Below are 22,623 nucleotides of genomic sequence, written 5' to 3'. Positions count from 1 at the left end.
GGTTCGTACGCCGGCCTTCGCATGCCCCTGGAACCGTCTGCGTGTATACGGCAGTCTTCCCTCTTGTGGTGAGCCTTCCGCATCAGACCCCGCCGGACGATCCCTCCGCGCACATGGTGGTGTGCGGTGACGACGGACTGGCGCACCGCCTCGCCGCCGAACTCCGCGGCGTGTACGGCGAACAGGTCACACTCGTCGTACCGCCCTCCGGACTCCGGGTGCGGGAACCGGTGGTGGGGCGGGCCCGTGCCGCGTCGGCCGCGCTGCTCGACCGGTTCGTGAACGCCACCGTCAACCGCGGTGGCGGCAACAGCGTCGGTGACCACGGCGGTTCGGACGACACATCCGACGAACGGCTGGTGGAGGCCGCCGAACCCACCGACGCCGTACTCGCCGAAGTGGGTGTGGCGCGGGCCGCCGCACTGGCCCTGGTGTACGACGACGACGAGACCAACATCCGCGCCGCCCTCAACGCCCGCCGGATCAACCCCAGGATCCGCCTCGTCCTGCGCCTCTACAACCGGCGCCTGGGCCGGCACATCGAGGAACTGCTCGATCAGGCCGCCGAGTTGTCCGGCGGTGACACGCAGGGACGGGGGTACCCCAGGGCCGACATCTCCACCACCGTGCTGTCCGACGCCGACACGGCCGCCCCCGCCCTGGTCGCCACCGCCCTCGTCGGCACCAGCAAGATCGTCAACACCGACGGGCTGATGCTGCGCGCGGTGGAACGGCATCCCCCGCGCCCCGGCGAGGTCGCCGATCCCGGGCTGTGCACGCTGGCGTTGCTGTCCGCGACGAGCAACGACCCGGCCGGCTCGGAGGGTTCGGAGGACAGTGGCGACCAGGGGCCGCAGATGCTGCCCGACGCGGCGGCCGTCGCGGCGGCGACCGGACGCGGCACGATGGTGCTGGAGCAGGTGTCGTACTCCGGACCGCCGTTGCCCGCCGTACGGGCCGGGGTCCCGCCGTTCGCCTCGCTGTTCTCGCAGCGGCTGCGGTGGTCGCTGGCGGGTCTCGCGGCGGCGGTGGTGGCACTGACGGTCGTGCTGGCCCTGGTCACGGACGACCACCCGCTGCACGCCACCTACGTCACCCTGCTCGACCTCTTCGCGATCAACGAGCCCGCGCATCATGACTCCCTGGGCCGACAGATCCTGCAACTGCTGTCCGGGCTGGTCGGGTTGCTGCTGCTGCCGGTGATGCTGGCGGCGGTCCTCGAGGCGCTGGGCACCTTCCGCACCGTGTCGGCGCTGCGGAAGCCGCCGCGCGGGCTGAGCCGGCACGTGGTGCTGCTCGGACTCGGCAAGATCGGTACGCGGGTGCTGACCCGGCTGCGCGAACTGCACATCCCCGTGGTGTGCATCGAGGCCGACCCGGAGGCGCGGGGCATGGCCACGGCACGGCGGCTGGGCGTACCGGTGGTGCTCGGGGACGTCACGCAGGAGGGCGTACTGGAGGCCGCGAAGATCCACCGGGCCGACGCGCTGCTCGCGCTCACCAGCGCCGACACCACCAACCTGGAGGCCGTGCTGTACGGGCGGGCCCTGCGCGCCGACCTGCGGGTCGTCCTGCGGCTGTACGACGACGAGTTCGCGACGGCCGTGTACCGCACCCTGCGGGCCGCGCACCCCGACGCGGTGACCCGGAGCCGCAGCGTCTCCCACCTGGCCGCGCCCGCCTTCGCCGGGGCGATGATGGGCCGGCAGATCCTGGGGGCCATCCCGGTCGAGCGGCGGGTGCTGCTGTTCGCGGCGCTGACCGTGGGCGGGCATCCGCAGCTGGAGGGGAAGACGGTCGGCGAGGCGTTCCGGGCCGGGGCGTGGCGGGTGCTCGCCCTGGACACGGCGGCGAACCGGGCGGTGGCGCCGGGCGCGAACGGGAGCGGCTCCGGGAACGCCGCCGGCACCGGGGCCGGCGGCGGCACGGCGGTCGGTGAGCCGTCGGGGCTGGTCTGGGACCTGCCCGACACGTACGTCCTGCGGAACGAGGACCGGGTGGTGCTGGGCGCCACCCGGCGAGGGCTGGCGGAACTGCTCGGGCGCAGGGGAAGGGGACGGGGACGGCCGGAGAGGTGACCGGCCGGGGGTGACGGTCGGGAGGTGACCGGCCGGGGACGCGACCCGGACGACCAGGGACACGACCTGCCGGTGCCCCCGGGCCGGAGCCCGGGAAGCACCCGCGCCGGAATTCCTCAGCCCTGCTTCTCCGTCTCCGTCCCCGTCCCCAAGTGACGTTCCGCGAAGTCCAGTTCCAGGCGGACCTGCTTGATCCGCTCGTCGACCACCAGGGAGCCGTGCCCCGCGTCGTAGCGGTAGACCTCGTGGAGGGCTTCGCGGGACTGGAGGCGGTGGACGTAGTTCTCGATCTGCCGGATCGGGCAGCGGGGGTCGTTCACCCCGGCCGAGATGTAGACCGGCGCCTTCACCCGGTCGACGTAGGTGATCGGGGAGGACGCCTCGAACCGGTCGGGCACCTCCTCGGGCGTGCCGCCGAGCAGCGTGCGGTCCATCGCCTTCAGCGCTTCCATCTCGTCGTGGTACGCCGTGACGTAGTCGGCGACCGGGACCACCGCTATGCCCAGCGTCCACGCGTCGGGCTGGACGCCCAGGCCGAGCAGGGTGAGGTAGCCGCCCCAGGAGCCGCCGGTGAGGATCAGGCGGTCGGGGTCCGCGAGGCCCGAGCCGATCGCCCACTCGCGGACCGCGGCGATGTCCTCCAGCTCGATCAGCCCGACCCGGTGCTTCAGCGCGTCGGTCCAGGCGCGGCCGTAGCCCGTGGAGCCCCGGTAGTTGACGCGGACCACCGCATACCCGTGATCGACCCAGGCGGCCGGGCCGGCGGCGAAGGAGTCGCTGTCGTGCCAGGTGGGGCCGCCGTGGATGTCGAAGACGGTGGGCAGCGGGCCGGTCGCGCCCTCGGGCTTCTGGACCAGGGCGTGGATACGGCCGCCGGGGCCCTCCACCCAGACGTCCTCCACCGGCACCGAACCGGGCGAGCGCATACCCGGCGGGTCCAGGACGACCTCGCCGGTCGTGGAGCGGACCGCCGACGGCTGGGCCGACGACGACCACAGGTACTCCACACTGCCGTCCGGCCGGGCCGTCGCGCCCGAGACGGTGCCGGGCGGGGTGTCGATCTCCACCAGCTCCGGGCCCGCCAGGTCGTAGCGGAACAGCTCGCTGCGGGCCTCGAAGCTGTGCGCGATGAGCAGGCCCGTGCCGTCCGGGAACCACTCGGCGCTCACGTCGCCCGGCAGCTCCAGGCAGAGGTCCGTCTCCTCGCCCGTCGCCACGTCCCACACCAGGGGCTCCCAGCGGCCGCGCCGCTGATGACCGATGAGCAGACGCGTGTCACCGTCCACGGGGGCGAAGCCCAGCACCTCCAGACCCAGCTCCTCGGTGCCGCCCTTGGTGTCGTCCAGCTCGGCGACCTTGGCGCCGTCGGGGCGCAGCACGCGCAGCGCCGAGTGCATCGCGTCGCCGTGCTCGGTGTGCTCGACGGCGATCAGTGAACCGTCGTGCGAGAGGTCCCCGACGCCCGCCGACTCACGGTGCTGGTAGATCTCCACCGGCGCCGCGGGCGCCGCGGCCCCCTCGGCTCCTTCGGCCCCCTCGGCCCCCTCGGCTCCCTCGGCTCCTGAGACGGTCCGCACCAGGTGGATCGTCGTACCGTCCTCGTCCGTGGAGCGGCCCACGACGGCCGTGCTCCCGTCCCGGCCGAGGGCGAGACCGGCCGGGTACGAGGCGTCCAGCCCCGGAGCGGCGAGCTCGTCCGGGCCGCCCGCGAACGGCTGGCGGCGCCAGACGCCGAACTCGTCGCCGTCCTTGTCGTCGAACCACCAGATCCACTCGCCGTCCGGCGAGAGCGCGCCGTCCGTGGTGCCGTTGGGCCGGTCCGTCACCTGGCGCTGCTCACCGGTCGACCGGTCCCAGGCATACAGCTCGTACGTCCCCGTCGCGTTCGACACGAACAGGGAACGGTCGGGGGCGTCCTCCGCCCAGTCGGGCAGCGACACCCGGGGCGCCCGGAAGCGCTTCTCCCAGTCGGGCATCTGCTCGCCCTGATGTACTCGCTCGGTCCGGTCCGTCCGCCCCGCCGGTGCGCCGGACCCGTGGCTCTCAGTCATGGCCCCATACTGCCCGCCCCAGCGGGTATCGCGCCGCCGAGGTCCCCACCCTGTGGACAACCGAGGCCCCCACCCTGTGGACAACCGGGATCCTCGGCCTGTGGACAACCGGCGGGAACACGGGCTCCAAGGCGGCCCCGCGGGCCGGTTTCCGGGCACGGCACCGTACGGTGGGGGCGTGTACCGGTTTCTGCTGACGCCCCGATGGTGGGGAATCAACGTCTTCGTGCTGCTCGCCATCCCCTTCTGCATCTTCATGGGTTCATGGCAGCTGGGCCGGTTCGAGGACCGCGTCGAGGACCACCGCGGCGCCCAGGACAACGTCGCCTCCAGCCGGCAGGAGGAAGCCCGGCCGCTGGACACGCTGCTGCCGGTGACCAAGGAGACCTCCGGCAAGCAGGCCACCGCGAGCGGCCGCTACCAGGAACAGCTCCTCGTGCCCGACCGCGACCTCGACGGCGAGCCCGGCCACTACGTCCTGACGCTGCTGCACACCGACACCGGCAAGGTGCTGCCCGTCGTACGGGGCTGGCTGCCCGGCGGCCCGAAGCCGGCCGGCACGCCCGCGCCACCGGACGGCGAGGTCACCGTCACCGGGGCGCTTCAGGCGTCCGAGACTCCCGGCAGCAATGGCGTCATCGCTCTCAGCGGCCTGCCCGAGGGACAGACCGGCGCGATCAGCTCGGCGTCCCTGGTGAATCTGGTGCCCCACGACGTGTACGACGCGTGGATCACCCTCAACCAGGGCGACTCGGGGATGCGGGCGGTGCCCGCGGTCGCGCCCGGCGGTACCGGGCTGGACCTCAAGGCCTTCCAGAACCTCGGCTACACCGCCGAGTGGTTCGCCTTCGTGGGCTTCGTGATCTTCATGTGGTTCCGGCTGGTACGCCGCGAGGCGGAACTCGTCCGGGACACGGAACTGGGCCTGGTCCCGGACGAGGATGCGAAGCCCGGGTCGGGCCGGCAGCAGGAGCAGCCGAGTCCGTCAGGGGTCTGACGGGCAGGCCCGGTCAGCTCGCCGTGGTCGGCAGCAGTCCCGTCCAGTAGACGGTCCCCGCGCAGGCGTTGGACACCGTGACGGTCGCCGTGCCCGCTCCCGACGCCGGGGTGTACGTCACCGTCACGCTGCCGTCGGCCGTGCCGTCCGCCGTGAGGAGCTGGGTCACGGTAGCCGTGTCGTCGCCCGTGGACGTGCCGTCGCCGACCGTCGGTTCCGCGGAGGGGCTGGGGTCGGGCGAGGGGTCGCCGGTACCGCCGGTGTCGCCGCCCCCTCTGTTAACGGGACAGGGCTCGGAGGGCACCCAGGCGAACTTCACGTCGTACGACTCACCCGGCTTGAGCATCAGCTGCCCGGCCTCCAGGGACGAGTCCGGCAGACCCGCCGCCGCGTCCCCGGCCACATGCCGGGCCGGTCCCACCCTGGCGGCGTCGGCCGCGCCCAGCGGCGTCACGCTCAGGCTTCCCGGGCCGCCGACCGTACAGCCGGCGGTGGACACGTTGGCCACCCGGAAGGAGCCGTAGACCGCACCGGTGGAGTCGGGTGCGCCGCTGCTCGCGACGGCCGGACCGAGCTGTGCGACCGTGCAGGCGGGTGACCCCGCGGCGGCGCTCGCCGAGGGGTTCGCCCCCTCCGTCACGCCGGTGCTCGCCCCGGTGCCGGCGTCCTTCTCCTTGTCCTTCTTGCCGTCCTTCCGGCCCTTCTCGACCTGGTCCGAGGTGCCGCCCGCGGTGGTCTCGCCACCGTCGGGGCCCACGCCCTTACCGGTGCCGCCCTGTGCCTGCGAGGCATGGCCGATGGCGGACGGGTCGGCGTCGAGGCCGGTGGACTGGGAAACGTGGACGAGAGCCGGTACGGCCGTGCCGACGAAGAGGGCGGCGGCTGCCGCGCCGACGAGGATCTGCCGCTTGCGTGCCCGGCGGGCCGGCACGGCGCGCCGCAGGTAGTCCAGCGAGCCCTCGCTCGGCTCCACCACGCTCACCGAGCTGTGCAGCAGGCTGCGCAGCTCCAGCTCGTCCGGGTCGAGCAGGCCGGCTCCCTGCCCAGCTCCCTGCTCGGGCCCTTGAGCGTCCAGGTCGGCGTTGTGGTCGCTGCCGTCGTTCACAGTTCCGTTCCCAGCGTGCGATTGCTTCGTCTGCTGCCCGAGCGGCGACACCGGCCCACGCGGCACGCGCGGACCGTCCCCGTCGGACGAACCCGGGCCGTCGGCTCCGGTCACCCCCTCGGACTCGGACGCACCCTCGGACGCATGCGCCTCGGCCACCCGCTCCTCGGCCGCCCGCTCCTCGGCCGCCCGCTCCTCGGCCGCCCGCTCCTCGGCCGCCCGCTCCTCGGCCGCGCCCTCCTCGGCCGCCCGCTCCTCGGCCGCGCCCTCCTCGGCCGCCCGCTCCTCGGCCGCGCCCTCCTCGGCCGCGCCCTCCTCGGCCGCGCCCTCCTCGGGCTCGCGCTCCCCGGACGCACGCACTTCGGGCTCCTGTTCCTCGGGTTCGCGTTCCTCGGGTTCTCGCTCGTCGCCCTCGGGCTCGGGCTCGCACTGCGCACCCCCGGGGGTGCGCTCGGGCGTGCCTTCCTCCGCCCCGCGCCCCTCCTGCTCGCGCTCCTCGCCGCGCACGTCCTCGCCGCGGGCGTCCTTCCCGCCGCTCATACCGACGCCTCCATGGCCACCCGCAGCGCCGCTATCCCGCGCGAGCCGTACGCCTTCACCGAGCCCAGCGAAATGCCGAGTGTCGCCGCCGCCTGCGCCTCGGTCATGTCGGCGAAGTAGCGCAGCACCAGCACCTCGCGCTGACGGCGCTGGAGCCCCTTCATCGCCTTGATGAGGGAGTCGCGTTCCAGCAGGTCGTACGCGCCTTCCTCCGCGCTCGCCATGTCGGGCATGGGCTTGGAGAGCAGCTTGAGGCCGAGGATGCGGCGGCGCAGCGCGGAACGGGAGAGGTTGACGACCGTCTGGCGCAGATACGCCAGGGTCTTCTCCGGATCCCGGACGCGTTTGCGGGCGGAATGGACGCGGATGAACGCCTCCTGGACGACGTCCTCGCAGGAGGCGGTGTCGTCGAGAAGGAGCGCGGCGAGGCCCAGCAGCGAGCGGTAGTGCGCCCGATAGGTCTCGGTGAGATGGTCGACGGTCGTGCCGGCTGCCACTACGTCGTCGGCACCGCCGTCACGCTGACTGGGTATGCGGGCAGGCCGCGCTGCGGGCATCGGCGCGATCACCGGCATGCCACCGGACGCACCGGCCTTGCGGGGTCGGAGAGCCTGGCGGGGCGGGCGTAGAGCCGGGCCGCGCGGCGTTGCGAAGTCGAGTACCTCAGCCACGCCAGTTGGACACGCTTCCCCCCATGAGGGTTGTACGTGCCGGACGTCACATTTACGGCGCCCGGTACAGGCCGCTCGACGCCGTCCGGGCCCTGCCGATCACCGCCCCATGCCGGTCGTACACCGTCCCGCGCCGACCACTCCCCGTTCACGCCGGGCAGCACCACCGACAGCACACCGAATGCCCTCATGCGTCCCGCTCTTCCCCTATGCCTCATATGGACGGACGTCCCCACGTCCGGTTCCGGACGTCCCCACGTCCGGAAAAGACCGCCTCGTCCCCACGCGCGCCCCAAAGGGGGTGCCCGCAGAGACGCTCTCCGCCCGGCACGCGGTTGCGTGGGGGCGAAAGGTAAATCCTTGACCGCGGGCCGGTCAGGATCAAGAGACCCGAGACACATGACCCGTTCACGTCACTCGCACAGATCCTACAAAAACACATGCTGTGACCAGGATTATTTACGGTGCGGAAGGTCGGAGCCGGTCCGGCACCGCCACCAGCTCGGCGATCTGCGCGGTGTTGAGAGCGGCGCCCTTGCGGAGGTTGTCGCCGCAGACGAAGAGCTCGAGCGCCGTCGGGTCGTCCAGGGCACGGCGTACCCGCCCCACCCAGGTCGGGTCGGTGCCGACGACATCGGCGGGCGTGGGGAACTCACCCGCGGCGGGATTGTCGTACAGCACGACACCGGGCGCGGTGGCGAGGATCTCGCGGGCGCCGTCGACGGTGACCTCGTGCTCGAAGCGGGCGTGCACGGTGAGCGAATGCGCGGTGATCACCGGCACCCGTACGCAGGTCACGGCGACCGGGAGACGGGGCAGACCGAGGATCTTGCGGGACTCGTCGCGGATCTTCATCTCCTCCGAGGACCAGCCGTCCTCGCGCAGCGACCCGGCCCACGGAACGACGTTCAGCGCGACCGGCTCCGCGAACGGCCCGGTGTTGTCCCCCACGGCCCGCCGTACATCACCGGGGCCGGTCCCCAGCTCCGTGCCCGCGACCAGGGAAAGCTGCTCCCGCAGGGTCCGCACGCCCGCGTGCCCGGCGCCGCTGACCGCCTGGTACGAGGAGACGACCAGCTCGCGCAGCCCGAACTCGGCGTGCAGCGCACCCACGGCGACGATCATCGACAGGGTGGTGCAGTTCGGGTTGGCGACGATCCCGCGCGGGCGGATCCGCGCGGTGTGCGGGTTGACCTCGGGGACGACGAGGGGCACCTGAGGGTCCATGCGGAAGGCACCGGAGTTGTCGACCACCACCGCGCCCCGCGCGACGGCGACGGGCGCCCACCGCGCGGCGACCTCGTCGGGGACGTCGAACAGCGCGACGTCGATCCCGTCGAAGGCCTCCTCGGTGAGCGCCACGACCTCGGTCTCCTCACCGCGCACGGACAGCTTGCGGCCGGCCGAGCGCGGGGAGGCGATCAGTCTGATCTCGCCCCAGACGTCCGCCCGCTGGGACAGGAGCTGGAGCAGGACCGTGCCGACGGCTCCGGTCGCTCCCACGACCGCGAGCGCCGGTCGCCCGGACCGCGTCATCAGCGGCCGGTACCCCCGTAGACGACGGCCTCGTCGCTGTCGGAGTCCAGCCCGAAGGCGGTGTGCACGGCGCGGACGGCCTCGTCCACTTCGTCCTTGCGGGTGACGACCGAGATGCGGATCTCGGAGGTCGAGATGAGCTCGATGTTCACGCCCGCGTCGGACAGCGCGGTGAAGAAGTCGGCCGTGACCCCGGGGTTGGTCTTCATGCCCGCGCCGACCAGGGAGATCTTGCCGATCTGGTCGTCATAGCGCAGGGACTCGAAGCCGATGGAACCCTTGTTCTTCTCCAGCGCGTCGATGGCCTTGCGGCCGTCGGTCTTCGGCAGCGTGAAGGAGATGTCCGTGAGGCCGGTGGAGGCGGCGGACACGTTCTGCACGACCATGTCGATGTTGATCTCGGCGTCGGCGATCGTGCGGAAGATCGAGGCCGCCTTGCCCGGCTTGTCCGGCACACCGACGACCGTGACCTTGGCCTCGGAGGTGTCGTGCGCGACACCGGAGATGAGCGCCTGCTCCACCTTCTTGCCCCCTCGCTGAATCGGCTCACTGCTGACCCACGTGCCCGGCAGTCCACTGAAGGACGAGCGGACGTGGATCGGGATGTTGTACCGGCGGGCGTACTCCACACAGCGGTGGAGCAGCACCTTGGACCCGGAGGCCGCCAGTTCGAGCATGTCTCCGGTCGAGATCCAGTCGATCTTCCGGGCCTTCGTCACCACCCGCGGGTCGGCGGTGAACACGCCGTCGACGTCGGTGTAGATCTCGCACACCTCGGCGCCAAGAGCGGCCGCCAGGGCCACCGCGGTGGTGTCGGAGCCACCGCGGCCGAGCGTGGTGATGTCCTTGCCCTGCTGGCTGACACCCTGGAAACCGGCGACGATGGCGATGTTGCCCCCGTCCACCGAGGCCTGGATCCGGCCGGGCGTGACGTCGATGATGCGGGCTTTGTTGTGGACCGAGTCGGTGATGACACCCGCCTGGCTGCCGGTGAAGCTCTGGGCGTTGTGCCCCAGGTTTTTGATCGCCATGGCCAGCAGGGCCATGGAGATCCGCTCTCCCGCGGTCAGCAGCATGTCGAGCTCGCGCCCGGCAGGGATGGGGGATACCTGCTCGGCGAGATCGATCAACTCGTCCGTCGTGTCGCCCATCGCGGAAACCACGGCGACCACCTGGTGGCCGTTCTTCTTGGCTTCCACGATCCGCTTGGCGACGCGCTTGATGCCTTCGGCATCGGCTACGGAGGAGCCTCCGTACTTCTGCACGACAAGGCCCACGTGCGCTCCTCGCTCATTCCGTCGTTGTCCCACGCTGTGCGCACATGCGTGCCCGGCGTGGTCGGCTCATTCTATCGAGCGCCCGAAAATCGCCTCCTCGATATCGCATCGTGAGACTTCCGGGCACCCGCGCAGGAGGGCTCATGCCCAGCCCGACGCCGACCACTCGGAAAAGCGACCTGCGTCACATCCTCACGGACGCTCGACGACAATGCCCTCCCGGCCCGCGCAAGCGGCCAGTGCCCTGATGTCACCCAGTACGCGACCAGTAGGTACGCGTGACCCACCGCATGGTGTGGTCCTCGACGGTGATGTGTTCCTTGATCCAGCGCAGGTGGCCGGCCTCGGTGATGCGGGCCAGAGACGTGCGCATCGCCTGCTGGCCGTAGCGCGGGTGCTCCGCCGCGAGGACCTTGTGGGCCATCGAGTGGCCGGTGTCGAGGTGGTCGATGAAGACGGCGACCTCGGCGTCATGGGGGAGCAGATGTGCGAAGTCGGCGCCCGCGTACGGGTCTTCGTCTGCAACAGCCCCGGCACGAGCGTGGCTTCGTATGACCAGAAGCTGATCGCCTCCCTCTCCCGCTCCATGAAGTCCTGTGCCCGCGCCGGGAACCTCTCGCGCTGCAAGTAGTCCTTCGCGGCACTCAACAAGCCCTCGGCTCGGCACAGCTCGTCGGCGACGTCGAGCACGCGCGGGGTCGGCATCCGGACCCCCTGCTCCATCGACTTGATGGTGTCCGGCGAGTAGTTGGCGGCCTCGGCGAGCTGTTCCCGGCTGATTTTCGCCTTGGTCCGCCGGCGCTTCAGCTGATTGCCGCTGTACCGCCAGGCAACAGGCGGCTGGGAATTGCACTGGCCCGACACGGCACCCGCCTCCGATCGATACACACCGGCGGGTAACCCCACGGTCGCTACCGAGCGTAGAGCGAGCTGCATCATCGTGTGACCATGGCGAGTGCGATTCCCCCCGAACGGGTCCCCCTCCTCGGCCACCGGCTGCATGTCACCGGCGTCCACTTCGACGCCGTACGCATCGAGGGCCTGCACGGGGGGCTGGTCGCCGATCATCTGATCGAGGCGACCGACGAGGACGCGGGGCCCATCGTGTGCGAGGCGGCACGGGGAAGGTGGGTGTACTTCCTGCTTCCGCCGGGAGCCGCGCAGCGGTACGACTGGCCGCTCGGAGTGCAGCGGCTCGGCGGTCGGGGCGACCGCACGGTCACCTACGTCGGCATCCCCGCGCTGGACGGCAACACCTGGCCGCTCCGCTGGTACAGCGCACCGACGGCAACCGCACCCCATGTCGAGCCCGAGGCACTGCTCCCCTTGCTCCGCGCCCCGGTCAGGCCGCACCCACCGTTCGATCGCGGTACTCGATCGTCACCGTGACCCTGGCCCCGAGTGCCTCCGCGTAGGCACGCATGGACTCCAGGTTGTGGATCTCTCCACGCTCGATCTGGGAGACCCTGGCCTGGGAGATTCCCACCGACGCAGCCACCTGCGCCTGCGTCAGCCCCTGCTCCTCGCGGATCTCCCGCAGATGGTGTCCCACCACGTAGGCTTCGGTCGCCGTGCGTGCGACCTGCTTGCGGGACTCCCACTCGGCGTCGGACACCTCGGGCTGGTTCTCCCGGATCCGGCGCTTGGCATCTGTCCAGCTGCTGTACCGGCTCATCAGGGCTTTCCCGTCCATTTCTGCCTCGTCTGCGGCGGCCAGGTATTCGTCATAGCGGGCCTCGGCGAGAGGGATCGATTCGCGGTACCAACCCTGCCAGCGGCCGAATTTGTCTCCTGCTACGAGAAGGATCGCCTCCCGTTTGGGGTCGAATACGAACAGGACCCGTACCTCGGTACCTCCTGAACTGCCCGGCCGCAGCTCTTTGAGGTTGTGGGTACGGCAGCCGAAAAGCCGGTCGACGAGCGGGCGCCCCAGTGCCGGCCCGTTGTCCGCAAGCATGTCAATCGCCGCTTCAACAAGGTCCGCCGACACCGGATCCTCCTCCGCCAGCTTGAGCAGCCACGACTCCACCGAGGGATGGAGGTTGATCTCCCGGTTCATGCTTCGCATCCGAGCATAGAACCCGGACCAACATAAGGGAATCGTTATATCCTCAGCTAAGCGAGTGAAACCGCTCGCTTGAAGCTGTGCGCAGCACGCGCCGTTACTTCACCGTGCGCATGCCCAGTGGGGTGCCGATTTCCTCGATCATGACCTTGCCCGCCTCGATCTCCAGGGTGTCGTCGCCGAGGCCCTGGTCGGTGTCGAGGCCGTCCAGGGCGGCGAGGGGCTGGTTGAGGCGGACGTGGGCCACTACGGATTGCAGGGCGCGCAGGGCTGCCGAGGCGGTGGAGCCCCAGTTGGAGAAGTAGGAGAACTGCCACCACCACAGGGCTTCCGTGGTGCGGCCCGCACGGTAGTGGACCATGCCGTGGCGGAGGTCGGTGATGACATCGGAGAGGTCGTCGGAGATCCGGGCCGGGACGGGCGCCTTGCGGGGCTCGTAGGGGTCGAAGACCTCGGAGTAGACGTCGATCGGCTCCAGGAGGCGGGCGAGGTTCTCGCGGAGTTCGTCCACGTCGCCCTCGGGGCCCGGGTCGGGCTCGTAGCGCTCGTCGGGGAGGATGTCCTCGTGCGCGCCCAGCCGGCCGCCGGCCAGCAGGAGCTGGGAGACCTCGAGCAGGAGGAAGGGGACCGCCGAGTCCGGCTCGTCGCCCTTGGCGACCTCCGTGACGGCGACCAGGAAGCTCTCGACCTGATCCGCGATCTGGACCGAGAAGTCGTCCGGATCCCGGTCGGTCGCGTGCAGCGTGGCATCAGACATCTAGGAGTCGTCTCCCCTCGAAGGCGCGGCCGAGGGTGACCTCGTCCGCGTATTCCAGGTCTCCGCCCACCGGAAGGCCACTGGCCAGGCGGGTGACCTTCAGGCCCATGGGCTTGATCATGCGGGCGAGGTACGTGGCCGTGGCCTCACCCTCCAGGTTCGGGTCGGTGGCCAGGATCAGCTCGGTGACCGTGCCGTCCGCCAGCCGGGCCAGCAGTTCCCGGATACGCAGGTCGTCGGGGCCCACCCCGTCGATCGGGCTGATCGCACCGCCCAGGACGTGGTAGCGGCCCCGGAACTCGCGCGTGCGCTCGACGGCCACGACGTCCTTGGGCTCCTCCACGACACAGATGACGGCGATGTCGCGGCGGGTGTCACGACAGATGTTGCACCGTTCCTCCTGCGCCACGTTGCCGCAGACGGCACAGAAGCGGACCTTCGCCTTCACTTCCATGAGGGCGTGGGCGAGACGCCGTACGTCCGTCGGCTCCGCCTGGAGGATGTGGAAGGCGATCCGCTGGGCGCTCTTGGGACCGACGCCGGGCAGCCGCCCCAGTTCGTCGATGAGGTCCTGTACCACGCCTTCGTACAACGGACTGCCGTCCTTCCTGGGGTTCCTTCAGTACGTACCGTAGAGGCCCGCGGCCCGTCTTAGAAAGGCAGACCGGGGATGCCGCCGCCGCCCAGACCCTGGGCCAGCGGGCCGAGCTTCTGCTGCTGGAGGTTCTGCGCGTTCTCGTTGGCCGCCTGGACGGCCGCGACGACGAGGTCCGCGAGGGTCTCGGTGTCCTCGGGGTCCACCGCCTTCGGGTCGATCTTCAGAGCGCGGAGCTCACCGGCGCCGGTGACGGTGGCCGTCACCAGACCGCCGCCCGCCTGGCCGTCGACCTCCATGTGCGCGAGTTCCTCCTGCGCCTGGGCCAGGTCCTGCTGCATCTTCTGGGCCTGCTGGAGCAGCTGCTGCATATTGGGCTGGCCACCACCGGGGATCACGATTCAGCTCCTTGGTCGGTCCGTCCGTACGGGACTTTTCCGTTCGGCACGAGCCTACGTGGTCCGGGCGGCCGTCGCCCCAGCACTCTTTCGAGTGAGTCACGGGTCGGGTCTTATACCTGATCACAGCCTCCTTTTGGGCGGAAGTGACGCCCGAACCCCCGACGCGGCCACCCGTTGGGCGGTAGGAAGGGAGCCGGCACGTCGGTTCACCATCCGTGTCAACATCCGTGTCAACGTCCGCGTCAACGTCCCTGTCCGGCGCCGGACAGGCGTCGGGCAGGGGGCTCAGGAGTCCAGTAGGGGTCGGGTCAGCACAGGGTCGGGCCCGGGATCAGGTTCCAAGGTCAGTAGGGAGTACCGGGTGGTTCAGCCGGAGATGCAGCCCGAGGGCCGTCCGCAGGACGGGTTCGGCGAGGGGGCGGCCGGGCTGCGGCCGGGCGATCTGGCCGGGCGGGTGTTCCCGCTAGGGGACTGGGGTGAACCCGCACCCCGGCTGGACGAGCTGTACCGGTGGGTGGAGCGCGGGGCGCTGGACACCGCCGCCTGGTATCTCGCGGACCGGGCCTGGAAGCGGCGGTGCGCGCGGGCGCTGCGTACGGGGGCTGCGGCGGGGGCGGCCACCGGGGCGGCACTGCCGCTGCTGGATCTGACCGGAGCGACCGACGGCATTGCCCCGTGGGGATATATGGCGCTGCTGCTCGCGGTCGTCTGTGCGGCCGCGGACCGGTTCTTCGGGGTCACGTCCGGCTGGATGCGGGACGTGGCGACCGCGCAGGCCGTACAGCGGCGGCTCCAGGCGTTCCAGTTCGACTGGGCGTCGGAGTGCGTCCGCGAGGTGCTGGGCCCGGCCGAGGGCACCGCGAGCGAGGCGACCGAGCGGTGCCTGTCGGTACTGCGGCGGTTCTCGGAGGACGTGAGCGAGCTGGTGCGGGTCGAGACGGCGGACTGGATGATGGACTTCCGTACGGGCGCGAGCGTGCCGCCGGGCATCCAGGGGGCGCCGGCGGGCACGGGCCGGCCCGAGTCGACCGGGCAGCCCCACGGCCGCTTCCCGTCCACGCCCGGGGCGACCCGCCCGAACATGCCCCGGCAGCGGCCGCCGGAGCCGAGGTGAGCGCTCCCCGGCGTGCCGGGGCTCAGAGTTCGGGGTCGGCGCAGAGGCGCTGGACTCCCGGGTTCAGGCACGGCAGATGCCCGTGGGTGTGGATCACGTCCTGACCGATGCCGCGGGTCAGGTACGTCAGGAAGCTCGACGCCAGGGAGTTCGACGGCGGCCGCCCGTAGGTGTAGGCGTACTCGATCTCGCGGAGCGGGTAGGAGTGGTCCCCCCCGTTCCAGGGCCTCGACGGACGGGGCGTTGCCGTCCAGGCTCAGCCGGTTCACGCCCTTCGCGCCGACGGCCCGGTTGAACTCGCTGTACCCGATCGAGCCGGAGAGGTCGGCGACGGTCCGCAGCACCAGTTCCGTCGAGTCGAGTTCGCAGCGGAGGACCGGTGCCGTGGGGTCGCCCTTGTGCCGGCAGTCGAGGGCCGAACAGCACTGTCAGGCCGTGGAGTTCGGGGCCCGTGTAGTCGTCGCGGTCGATGCTCCGCGAGCCGTCGTTCTCGATGCGGATCAGCACCAGGGTGGCATCGATCATGCCGGGTGCCTCGTCGAACAGGCCGAGCCGGCGATTGATTCGGCCGGACCGGGCGTCGTCGCCGATCGGGCTCTCCAACTGCACGCGGTACCCGATCCGTTTGCGGCGCGGTATCCGGCGTTCGTACCAGACCATGACGCCCGAGGCGGCGATGCCGAGCATCGCCGTCGCCACCGCCACCAGATTTTCCGCGCTCAGCCACTCGTCCACGACATCGCCCCCGCTGCCGCACGTGGGATCGGGTGGCCACCGTACGGCTGTACCAATGAGGCGGGCGAGCGTCGCGGGGCGAAGTTCGCCGAACGTTCAACAGCGGTCTGCGGGTGTGCCGTTGGTGTGCCTTGTCAGTCCCGCGTGTAGGTGAGCTGGTCGCCGTTGCCGGTGTTCACGCGTTGGAGGGTGCCGTCGGGCAGGAGGGTGATGTCGGTCGCGGCACCCGGGGTGCAGGCGCTGCGCGGCTGGCCGACCGTCACGGTGGTCGGGCCGATCTCCAGCCGTCCGCCGGAGCCCGGGGCACGGGTGAGGTCGCCCTCGAACACACAGTGGTAGGTGCCGTTCCCGGTGGGTCCGTCGGCGACGAGGGACATGACCGTGTCACCCGTCTCGCCCTGCTGGATGGTCAGCCTGCGGGTGTGCAGCCCGCTCGCGTTGTCGATGGTCGTCGACCAACTGCCGAGATATCCGGTCGGGATCGCCCCGTCGTCGGGCGGCTGCCCCGTCCCGGCGACGCCGTCCGTTCCGTCCGTTCCGTCCGTTCCGGTCGAGGACTTCCCGTCGGGCGAGGGGTTGGCGCCCTGGGACGTGCCGTCGGTCGGCGTGCCCGAGGGATTGCCGCCGGCGGTGTCGCTGTCGCCGTCGTTCATCAGCGCGTACACCGTGCCGCCCGCGGCGAGCGCGACGACCAGCGCGATCACGACGAGCAGCGCGGTGGAACGGTCGTTGCGCGGGGACTGCGCCGGGCCGTACGGCGGCGGATTCGTACCGAAGGGCGGCGGGCCGTAAGGAGGGGTGGCGCCGGCGACCCCGTAGCCGTTGTAGGGGTAGCCGTAGCCGGGGGACTGGGGGTGCGGCTGGGCGTGCTGCTGGGGGTGCGGCTGGGGATACTGCTGGGGATGGCCGTACGCGGCGGGACTCCGCCCGGCCGCCGGGGTGCCCGGGGCCGGGCCCGGGGGCGCGGTGGGGCCGTTCGGGCCGGCGACCAGGGTGGGCAGGTGGTTCACCGGCGCACCGTCACCCGGCGCGGGCGGGGCGGAGCCGTCTGCGGCGGGGGCGTGTTCGGGGGTGGCGGCGGGTGCGGGGCCGTCCGGCGCGGACAGCGGCGCCTGAGGGTCTTCCGCGTCCAGGAGCCGTACGGCGTGCCGGCCGAGCTGGGCGACCAGGGCGCCCGGCAGCCAGGGCTCACGGGAGCGGCCGTCGGCGACGGTTTCCTCGGCGCCGGTGCGCAGCAGGATCTGGTCGAGGGTGGGCCGCTGGGCGGGGTCCTTCCTGAGGCAGTCCTTCACGAGGTCGGCGAGGCCCTCGGGGACCCGGCCGAGATCGGGTTCCTCCTCGGCGATGCGGAACATCAGGGCGTGCACCCCGCTGTTGGCGGTGCCGAAGGGAAGCTCGCCGGTGGCGGCGTAGGCGAGCACCGAGCCGAGGCAGAAGACGTCGCAGGCGGGGGTGATGCGATCGCCGCGCACCTGCTCCGGTGCCATGAACCCGGGCGAGCCGACCAGCGCCCCGGTGCGGGTGAGGCCACCGTCGGTCACGGTCTCCAGGGCCCGCGCGATCCCGAAGTCGATGACGCGCGGCCCGTCGATGGTGACGAGCACGTTGGACGGCTTGAGGTCACGGTGCACGATGCCGGCGGCGTGGATGTCCTTCAGCGCGTGCGCGAGACCGACGGCGAGAGTGCGTACCGACCGCTCGGGCAGCGCGCCGTGATCGTGCCCGACGACCTGCTGGAGGCTGGGCCCGGCGACGTACCCGGTGGCGACCCAGGGCACCGGGGCCTCGGTGTCCGCGTCCAGTACCGGCGCGGTCCAGTCGCCGCCGACCTGCCGGGCGTTCTGCACCTCCTGGCGGAAGCGGGCCCGGAACTCCTCCTGCTGGGCCAGTTCCTCGCGCACCAGCTTGACGGCGACGGTGCGTCCCCGGTCGGAACGGGCGAGGTAGACCTCCCCCATGCCGCCGGCCCCGAGCCGCGCGAGCAGCCGGTACGCGCCGATTCTGCCGGGGTGCCGAGCACCCTGGCCCCCCATCGCGTCCCCCGGTCCGTGCTTCTCCATCGTTGCGCCGCCTTCCCCCGCCGTGAGCAACAGCCTGAGGATAAACCGGGCACGGTCCGGGGTGAGCTGGGCGTTGTCTACGGTTCCGTAACAGGCGGACCGAGGTCGTCGAGCACCGCGCACAGGCGTTCCAGTGTCTGGACCGCGTGTGCGAGTTCGGTTTCGCCGAACGCCTCCGCGAGCCGTTTCGCGAAGGCCGCGTGGCCGGGGCCGATCCCCGCGACGGCCGCGCGCCCCTGCTCGGTGGCGGCGAGGAGCTTGGCGCGGCGGTGCGCCGGGTTGGGCCGGTACTCGGCGAGACCGCGCTCGACCAGCAGGTCGGCGATGCGCTGCACGCTCTGCCGGGTGATGCCCATGACGCGGGCGATGCCGGAGACCGGCAGGGGTTCGCGGAGGACCGCGCCGAGCACCTGCCACCAGGCGGCGGTGAGTCCGGCGGGCCTGGCGAGTTCCTCGGCGACCGCGAGGAACTCGCCGTTCAGCCGGAAGGCGCCGAGCGCGCCGCGGCTGAGCAGGTCCTGCTGTTCCCGGCTCATCGGCCCAGGGCCTCCTCGAGTTCGGCGTACGCCTGGGGGTCGGAGTCGTGGAAGAGCCGGTACCAGGCGTCGGTCGCCGGTTCGTCGTAGGCGCCGAGCAGCCGGAAGACCTCGCGGGCGAAGGCGACGGGTTCGGTGGGTCCGGCGGTGACGAGTCGGCCGTCGGTGACGGCGTCGGCCTCGACGTACCGCGCGCCGCCGGCGTAACCGGTCGCGGCCAGGTAGAAGGAGGCGGCGCTGGTGTGCGCCCGCTCGTCGAGCAGGCCCTCCCGGGCGATTCCGGCGGTGGCGCCGCAGATGGCGGCGACGGGCACACCGGCGTCGAGGAACGCTCGGGCGGTACGGGCGAAGGGGGCGAGGTCGTCGCCCTCGTCCCAGAGGCCCGCGCCGGGGAGGATCAGCAGCGCACTGTCCTCGGGCCGCAGCTCGTCGAGGGCGAGGCCGGGCAGCACGCGCAGCCCTCCGACGCTGGTGACGGACGCCCCGGTGGGGGCGACGGTACGGACCTCGTATCCGGCGAGGGCGAGGTGCGCGGTGGCGTGACCGGTCTCCCAGTCGGCGAAGGTGTCGTAGACGGCGAGATGGACGGGCTTGCGGGTCATGACCGTTCCCTGGGGTGCGCCGATGAATGCCGACGAGTATCGATGAATACCGATTGGATGCAGTGGACGGAGGACGAAGAACGGAGGGGCCTCCACCTCCATTGACAGCACGCTGACATACGTGCAGCACGCTGTCAAAGAAGGGGAGGAACGACCTACGCTCGGCCGTATGACTGCACAGCCGAACCCCGAGGCCGGGGCCGCCGTGAAGGCCGCCGACCGTGCCCACGTCTTCCATTCCTGGTCCGCGCAGGAGCTGATCGACCCGCTCGCCGTCGCCGGGGCGGAGGGGTCGTACTTCTGGGACTACGAAGGCCGGCGCTACCTCGACTTCACCAGTGGGCTCGTCTTCACCAACGTCGGCTACCAGCACCCCAAGGTCGTCGCCGCGATCCAGGAGCAGGCCGGTCGGATGACGACGTTCGCGCCCGCGTTCGCCGTCGAGGCGCGGTCGGAGGCGGCACGGCTGATCGCCGAGCGGACGCCGGGTGACCTGGACAAGGTCTTCTTCACCAACGGGGGCGCGGACGCCGTCGAGCACGCCGTCCGGATGGCGCGGTTGCACACCGGGCGGCCCAAGGTGCTCTCCGCGTACCGCTCGTACCACGGCGGCACCCAGCAGGCCGTGAATCTCACCGGCGACCCGCGCCGCTGGGCCTCCGACAGCGGCACGGCCGGGGTCGTGCACTTCTGGGCGCCCTTCCTGTACCGCTCCCGCTTCTACGCGGAGACTCAGGAGCAGGAGTGCGCGCGGGCGCTGGAGCACCTGGAGACGACGATCGCCTTCGAGGGGCCGTCGACGATCGCGGCGATCATCCTGGAGACCATTCCGGGGACGGCGGGCATCATGCCGCCGCCGCCCGGTTATCTCGCCGGGGTGCGGGAGCTGTGCGACAAGTACGGGATCGTCTTCGTCCTGGACGAGGTGATGGCCGGGTTCGGCCGGACCGGGACATGGTTCGCGGCGGACCTGTACGACGTCGTGCCGGACCTGATGACCTTCGCGAAGGGCGTGAACTCCGGGTACGTGCCGCTCGGCGGCGTCGCGATCTCCGGTGCGATCGCCCAGACGTTCGCGAAGCGGCCCTATCCGGGCGGGCTCACCTACTCCGGGCATCCGCTGGCCTGCGCCGCCGCCGTCGCGACGATCAACGCCATGACCGAGGAAGGCATCGTCGAGAACGCGGCACGGCTCGGCGCGTCCGTCGTCGGACCGGCGCTGCACGAACTGGCGGAGCGGCACCCCAGCGTGGGCGAGGTCCGCGGGGTCGGCATGTTCTGGGCGCTGGAACTGGTGCGGAACCGGGAGACCCGGGAGCCGCTGGTCCCCTACAACGCGGCCGGTGAGGCGGGCGCCCCGATGGCCGCCTTCGCCGCCGCCGCGAAGGCGGACGGGCTGTGGCCCTTCGTGAACATGAACCGCACCCACGTCGTCCCGCCGTGCAACGTGAGCGAGGCCGAGCTGAAGGAGGGGCTGGCCGCGCTGGACTCGGCGCTGTCGGCGGCGGACGAGTTCGTGGACCGGCAGTGAGGACGTGACCTGAAGACTCGAACAGGCACAGGTCACTCGAACACATAAGGTGGCGTGACCGTGGACGGACGCGTGCGCCGGATGCATGCGGCCGGCTCGTGGGAAACACGCACCGCACGCACCACACGCGCGCGTTGCACGGTCACGCCACTCGAACGCAAAAGGGAGAAGCCCGACCATGCCCGGCATCAGCGGCAACGGCGCGGTGACGCGCAGCACGCTGCGGCAGCAGATCGCCGACGCGCTCCGTGAGGAGGTGCTGGCCGGGCGGATGGAGCCGGGGCAGGAGTTCACCGTCAAGGAGATCGCCGACCAGTACGGGGTGTCCGCGACCCCCGTACGGGAGGCGCTGGTCGACCTGTCGGCGCAGGGGCTGCTCGACGCCGACCAGCACCGGGGATTCCGGGTGCACGAATACTCCGTCGACGACTTCCGCGGCATGATCGAGGCCCGCATGCTGGTGATCGACGGGATGTTCCACGCCCTGACCGACGCCAACGGCCGTCTGGCCCACATCCGGCCCGAGGAGCCCCGGGTCGCCGCCGCGCTCGCCGGGGTCCGGCGGCGTGGCGAGGAGGCCCAGCGTTCGGCCCTCGCCGGGGAACTCACCGTGCTGATCGGCTACGACCTGCGCTTCTGGCGCGAGTTCGGAGCCCTGTTCGGCAACCCCTTCCTCACCGCCTTCCTGCACCGGCTCCGCGTCCAGACCTGGGTCTGCGTGGTCCAGCATCTGCGGCGACTGCCCGATCTGCGGGGGCAGCTGTGGTCCGATCACACCGATCTGGTCGACGCGCTGGTGCGCCGTGACATCGATTCCGCCCGTGCGGTCGTCGCGTCGTACAACGCCCACTCCCTGGCCCTCGTCGAACGGCTCCCCGCGGACTGAACGGCCCGGAGGGAAGGCGAAGTGGAGCCCGGGGGCCGGGCCCCGCGTCGTCTGTGTTCGTATGGGTAGAGGATCTGCGCGAGGGGTGCCACCCTCGTGCCCCGCCGGTACCCTTCCCTGACCTCCGTACTGGATGTACCGGACGTACCGGATGCGGTGGACGCGCTATACGAGGAGTTCTCTTTGGCCTGTGACCTGTGGCTGGTACCGCTCGTCGACGTGTTGTGCCATACCCCCGACAATCCGTTCGCCGAGGAAATCGCGCAGTACAACGAGGTGCTGGCCGAGGCCGGGCTGCCGCCGGTGCCGGTGTACCAGTACATGCCGGGACTGTCCGGCGAGGTCGCCCCGGTCGCGGGCTTCGACTACGACGCGCTGCACTTCCTGCGGCGCACGTATCTGCTCCAGGTGTGCGGACTGCCGGTCACCCCGGTGGGCGAGCTGGGCGGCGACTACGAGCAGTTGCTGGAGATGTTCGAGTCGACGGCCCAGCAGTCGCACCTGGTCTGGCACTACGACCACGCCGGGGCCTACGTCCCCGTGGACTTCCCGCACCCGCTCTCCAGCGACGAACTCCTCGCCGGCGGCGGCCCGCTGGGCTCCTCCCACGCACTGCTGCGGGAACTGGAAGTCGTCGCCCCGGCCCTCGGCATCGACCCGGCGAACCCGCCGGCCGCGCCCGAGCCCCCGCAGGGGCCGACCGAGCTGGAGGAGCCCGCCGTCCCGGCACCGTACGACCCCAGCCCCTTCGCCCGCGAACGCCACGTCTGGCTCGGCCTGCACGCGGCGGCCACCCGCAGCCTGGCCCAGGGCTCGATGATCGTCTTCAGCTGAGGCTCACCGCAGCGGGGAGAGTCCCTCCCCGTCGACACGCGCGCCGAATCTCGACATGTGCCCGATATCCGTGTCGCCCTCCGGTCGCACGGTTGCCGGCCTCCGCTGCCGCCGGGCGGAAGGCCGGACGGAGGACCGGGCGGAAAGCCGGACGGAAGGCCGGACGGCAGCGGTCGTCGGCGCAGAGGATCGGTCAACGCTGCCGTGGCAGCCTGATGGCGCGGACGAGGGGGCATGTCCGCATACTGGTCC

The 22,623-nt window shown here is 71.4% G+C and carries 21 protein-coding genes and 3 pseudogenes; 8 read left to right on the top strand and 16 right to left on the bottom strand.

The genetic code is table 11. From position 1 onward, the window contains the following. Positions 1 to 113: 113 nt before the first annotated feature. Positions 114 to 2,078, top strand: coding sequence for a potassium channel family protein (locus ACFPZI_RS14600; RefSeq protein ID WP_381363226.1), 1,965 nt, complete (start codon positions 114 to 116; stop codon positions 2,076 to 2,078). A gap of 116 nt (positions 2,079 to 2,194) precedes the next feature. Here ACFPZI_RS14600 and ACFPZI_RS14595 read toward each other — a convergent pair whose 3' ends face one another. Continuing rightward, positions 2,195 to 4,129 carry a S9 family peptidase gene (locus tag ACFPZI_RS14595; protein ID WP_381363156.1) on the bottom strand — a complete coding sequence of 645 codons (1,935 nt, stop codon included), beginning with the start codon at positions 4,127 to 4,129 and terminating at the stop codon, positions 2,195 to 2,197. Positions 4,130 to 4,307: 178 nt separating this feature from the next. Here ACFPZI_RS14595 and ACFPZI_RS14590 point away from each other — a divergent pair, with 178 nt between their 5' ends. Next, on the top strand, positions 4,308 to 5,126 hold the full coding sequence (locus ACFPZI_RS14590) for an SURF1 family protein (RefSeq protein ID WP_381363154.1): 819 nt from the start codon (positions 4,308 to 4,310) through the stop codon (positions 5,124 to 5,126). A gap of 13 nt (positions 5,127 to 5,139) precedes the next feature. Here ACFPZI_RS14590 and ACFPZI_RS14585 read toward each other — a convergent pair whose 3' ends face one another. The 5 genes from ACFPZI_RS14585 to ACFPZI_RS14565 all read right to left on the bottom strand — a co-directional run bounded on the left by ACFPZI_RS14585 (position 5,140) and on the right by ACFPZI_RS14565 (position 10,679). Further along, positions 5,140 to 6,771: an Ig-like domain-containing protein gene (locus tag ACFPZI_RS14585; protein WP_381363152.1), complete on the bottom strand. Its 1,632-nt coding sequence runs from the start codon at positions 6,769 to 6,771 to the stop codon at positions 5,140 to 5,142. Continuing rightward, the gene (locus tag ACFPZI_RS14580) at positions 6,768 to 7,442 is read right to left on the bottom strand and encodes a SigE family RNA polymerase sigma factor (RefSeq protein ID WP_381363151.1); all 675 of its coding nucleotides are present in this window, start codon (positions 7,440 to 7,442) and stop codon (positions 6,768 to 6,770) included. Before ACFPZI_RS14580 ends, ACFPZI_RS14585 begins: the two co-directional genes overlap by 4 nt. Before the next feature lie 459 nt (positions 7,443 to 7,901). Continuing rightward, positions 7,902 to 8,978 (bottom strand): aspartate-semialdehyde dehydrogenase, encoded by a 1,077-nt coding sequence (locus ACFPZI_RS14575; protein WP_381363149.1) that lies wholly within the window; start codon positions 8,976 to 8,978, stop codon positions 7,902 to 7,904. Further along, on the bottom strand, positions 8,978 to 10,255 hold the full coding sequence (locus ACFPZI_RS14570; RefSeq protein ID WP_381363147.1) for an aspartate kinase: 1,278 nt from the start codon (positions 10,253 to 10,255) through the stop codon (positions 8,978 to 8,980). Before ACFPZI_RS14570 ends, ACFPZI_RS14575 begins: the two co-directional genes overlap by 1 nt. 250 nt (positions 10,256 to 10,505) lie before the next feature. Further along, on the bottom strand, positions 10,506 to 10,679 hold the full coding sequence (locus tag ACFPZI_RS14565) for a hypothetical protein (RefSeq protein WP_381363231.1): 174 nt from the start codon (positions 10,677 to 10,679) through the stop codon (positions 10,506 to 10,508). An 18-nt stretch (positions 10,680 to 10,697) separates the two neighbouring features. On the opposite strand from ACFPZI_RS14565, the gene ACFPZI_RS14560 reads away from it, so the two are divergent. Continuing rightward, the gene (locus ACFPZI_RS14560) at positions 10,698 to 10,886 is read left to right on the top strand and encodes a hypothetical protein (RefSeq protein WP_381363229.1); all 189 of its coding nucleotides are present in this window, start codon (positions 10,698 to 10,700) and stop codon (positions 10,884 to 10,886) included. Between the two features lie 80 nt (positions 10,887 to 10,966). On the opposite strand, the pseudogene ACFPZI_RS14555 reads toward ACFPZI_RS14560, so the two are convergent. Further along, positions 10,967 to 11,191, bottom strand: a pseudogene (locus ACFPZI_RS14555) (helix-turn-helix transcriptional regulator); the annotation flags it as partial. Between the two features lie 12 nt (positions 11,192 to 11,203). Between ACFPZI_RS14555 and ACFPZI_RS14550 the strand changes: the two are divergent. Next, positions 11,204 to 11,644: a hypothetical protein gene (locus tag ACFPZI_RS14550; protein WP_381363145.1), complete on the top strand. Its 441-nt coding sequence runs from the start codon at positions 11,204 to 11,206 to the stop codon at positions 11,642 to 11,644. Here the strand turns inward: ACFPZI_RS14550 and ACFPZI_RS37300 are convergent. The 5 genes and pseudogenes from ACFPZI_RS37300 to ACFPZI_RS14530 form a co-directional block, all read right to left on the bottom strand. Then, the gene (locus tag ACFPZI_RS37300) at positions 11,598 to 11,930 is read right to left on the bottom strand and encodes a helix-turn-helix domain-containing protein (protein ID WP_055628579.1); all 333 of its coding nucleotides are present in this window, start codon (positions 11,928 to 11,930) and stop codon (positions 11,598 to 11,600) included. The genes ACFPZI_RS14550 and ACFPZI_RS37300 overlap by 47 nt on opposite strands. A 12-nt stretch (positions 11,931 to 11,942) precedes the next feature. After that, a pseudogene (locus ACFPZI_RS37295) lies at positions 11,943 to 12,323 on the bottom strand (type II toxin-antitoxin system RelE/ParE family toxin); the annotation flags it as partial. 94 nt (positions 12,324 to 12,417) lie between these two features. Further along, on the bottom strand, positions 12,418 to 13,077 hold the full coding sequence (locus tag ACFPZI_RS14540; RefSeq protein WP_381363141.1) for a DUF5063 domain-containing protein: 660 nt from the start codon (positions 13,075 to 13,077) through the stop codon (positions 12,418 to 12,420). Next, on the bottom strand, positions 13,070 to 13,669 hold the full coding sequence (gene recR, locus ACFPZI_RS14535) for a recombination mediator RecR (RefSeq protein WP_381363139.1): 600 nt from the start codon (positions 13,667 to 13,669) through the stop codon (positions 13,070 to 13,072). Before recR ends, ACFPZI_RS14540 begins: the two co-directional genes overlap by 8 nt. Positions 13,670 to 13,728: 59 nt before the next feature. Further along, the gene (locus ACFPZI_RS14530; RefSeq protein ID WP_381207932.1) at positions 13,729 to 14,070 is read right to left on the bottom strand and encodes a YbaB/EbfC family nucleoid-associated protein; all 342 of its coding nucleotides are present in this window, start codon (positions 14,068 to 14,070) and stop codon (positions 13,729 to 13,731) included. Positions 14,071 to 14,434: 364 nt separating this feature from the next. Between ACFPZI_RS14530 and ACFPZI_RS14525 the strand changes: the two genes are divergently transcribed. Further along, the gene (locus ACFPZI_RS14525) at positions 14,435 to 15,187 is read left to right on the top strand and encodes an SLATT domain-containing protein (RefSeq protein ID WP_381363137.1); all 753 of its coding nucleotides are present in this window, start codon (positions 14,435 to 14,437) and stop codon (positions 15,185 to 15,187) included. Positions 15,188 to 15,209: 22 nt separating this feature from the next. Here the strand turns inward: ACFPZI_RS14525 and ACFPZI_RS14520 are convergent. The 4 genes and pseudogenes from ACFPZI_RS14520 to ACFPZI_RS14505 all read right to left on the bottom strand — a co-directional run bounded on the left by ACFPZI_RS14520 (position 15,210) and on the right by ACFPZI_RS14505 (position 19,120). Continuing rightward, a pseudogene (locus ACFPZI_RS14520) lies at positions 15,210 to 15,874 on the bottom strand (hypothetical protein). Between the two features lie 182 nt (positions 15,875 to 16,056). Further along, positions 16,057 to 17,982: a serine/threonine-protein kinase gene (locus ACFPZI_RS14515; protein ID WP_381363135.1), complete on the bottom strand. Its 1,926-nt coding sequence runs from the start codon at positions 17,980 to 17,982 to the stop codon at positions 16,057 to 16,059. 77 nt (positions 17,983 to 18,059) lie between these two features. Next, on the bottom strand, positions 18,060 to 18,518 hold the full coding sequence (locus ACFPZI_RS14510; protein ID WP_381363133.1) for a MarR family winged helix-turn-helix transcriptional regulator: 459 nt from the start codon (positions 18,516 to 18,518) through the stop codon (positions 18,060 to 18,062). After that, on the bottom strand, positions 18,515 to 19,120 hold the full coding sequence (locus tag ACFPZI_RS14505; RefSeq protein WP_381363131.1) for a DJ-1/PfpI family protein: 606 nt from the start codon (positions 19,118 to 19,120) through the stop codon (positions 18,515 to 18,517). The genes ACFPZI_RS14510 and ACFPZI_RS14505 overlap by 4 nt, the downstream gene beginning before the upstream one ends. Positions 19,121 to 19,289: 169 nt before the next feature. Here ACFPZI_RS14505 and ACFPZI_RS14500 point away from each other — a divergent pair, with 169 nt between their 5' ends. The 3 genes from ACFPZI_RS14500 (at position 19,290) to ACFPZI_RS14490 (ending at position 22,371) form a co-directional block, all read left to right on the top strand. Beyond that, positions 19,290 to 20,651: an aspartate aminotransferase family protein gene (locus tag ACFPZI_RS14500; RefSeq protein WP_381363129.1), complete on the top strand. Its 1,362-nt coding sequence runs from the start codon at positions 19,290 to 19,292 to the stop codon at positions 20,649 to 20,651. Between the two features lie 178 nt (positions 20,652 to 20,829). After that, positions 20,830 to 21,537 carry a GntR family transcriptional regulator gene (locus ACFPZI_RS14495; RefSeq protein ID WP_381363127.1) on the top strand — a complete coding sequence of 236 codons (708 nt, stop codon included), beginning with the start codon at positions 20,830 to 20,832 and terminating at the stop codon, positions 21,535 to 21,537. Positions 21,538 to 21,720: 183 nt separating this feature from the next. Further along, positions 21,721 to 22,371 (top strand): hypothetical protein, encoded by a 651-nt coding sequence (locus tag ACFPZI_RS14490; RefSeq protein WP_381363126.1) that lies wholly within the window; start codon positions 21,721 to 21,723, stop codon positions 22,369 to 22,371. Positions 22,372 to 22,623 lie beyond the last annotated feature (252 nt).

This window comes from Streptomyces chlorus (genome assembly GCF_042655885.1).
Taxonomy (GTDB): Bacteria; Actinomycetota; Actinomycetes; order Streptomycetales; family Streptomycetaceae; genus Streptomyces; species Streptomyces chlorus.
Note: the sequence above shows the minus strand (reverse complement) of the source record. Positions and strands in the feature narration are given on the sequence as shown.

What these genes read in the sequence shown, in the direction of transcription:
- ACFPZI_RS14510 (WP_381363133.1), bottom strand. Translation starts at nt 18,518, where the DNA reads ATGAGCCGGGAACAGCAGGACCTGCTCAGCCGCGGCGCGCTCGGCGCC.
- ACFPZI_RS14505 (WP_381363131.1), bottom strand. Translation starts at nt 19,120, where the DNA reads ATGACCCGCAAGCCCGTCCATCTCGCCGTCTACGACACCTTCGCCGAC.
- ACFPZI_RS14595 (WP_381363156.1), bottom strand. Translation starts at nt 4,129, where the DNA reads ATGACTGAGAGCCACGGGTCCGGCGCACCGGCGGGGCGGACGGACCGG.
- ACFPZI_RS14515 (WP_381363135.1), bottom strand. Translation starts at nt 17,982, where the DNA reads ATGGAGAAGCACGGACCGGGGGACGCGATGGGGGGCCAGGGTGCTCGG.
- ACFPZI_RS37300 (WP_055628579.1), bottom strand. Translation starts at nt 11,930, where the DNA reads ATGAGCCGGTACAGCAGCTGGACAGATGCCAAGCGCCGGATCCGGGAG.
- ACFPZI_RS14565 (WP_381363231.1), bottom strand. Translation starts at nt 10,679, where the DNA reads ATGGCCCACAAGGTCCTCGCGGCGGAGCACCCGCGCTACGGCCAGCAG.
- ACFPZI_RS14540 (WP_381363141.1), bottom strand. Translation starts at nt 13,077, where the DNA reads ATGTCTGATGCCACGCTGCACGCGACCGACCGGGATCCGGACGACTTC.
- ACFPZI_RS14495 (WP_381363127.1), top strand. Translation starts at nt 20,830, where the DNA reads ATGCCCGGCATCAGCGGCAACGGCGCGGTGACGCGCAGCACGCTGCGG.
- ACFPZI_RS14575 (WP_381363149.1), bottom strand. Translation starts at nt 8,978, where the DNA reads ATGACGCGGTCCGGGCGACCGGCGCTCGCGGTCGTGGGAGCGACCGGA.
- ACFPZI_RS14600 (WP_381363226.1), top strand. Translation starts at nt 114, where the DNA reads ATGGTGGTGTGCGGTGACGACGGACTGGCGCACCGCCTCGCCGCCGAA.
- ACFPZI_RS14550 (WP_381363145.1), top strand. Translation starts at nt 11,204, where the DNA reads ATGGCGAGTGCGATTCCCCCCGAACGGGTCCCCCTCCTCGGCCACCGG.
- ACFPZI_RS14585 (WP_381363152.1), bottom strand. Translation starts at nt 6,771, where the DNA reads ATGAGCGGCGGGAAGGACGCCCGCGGCGAGGACGTGCGCGGCGAGGAG.
- ACFPZI_RS14500 (WP_381363129.1), top strand. Translation starts at nt 19,290, where the DNA reads ATGACTGCACAGCCGAACCCCGAGGCCGGGGCCGCCGTGAAGGCCGCC.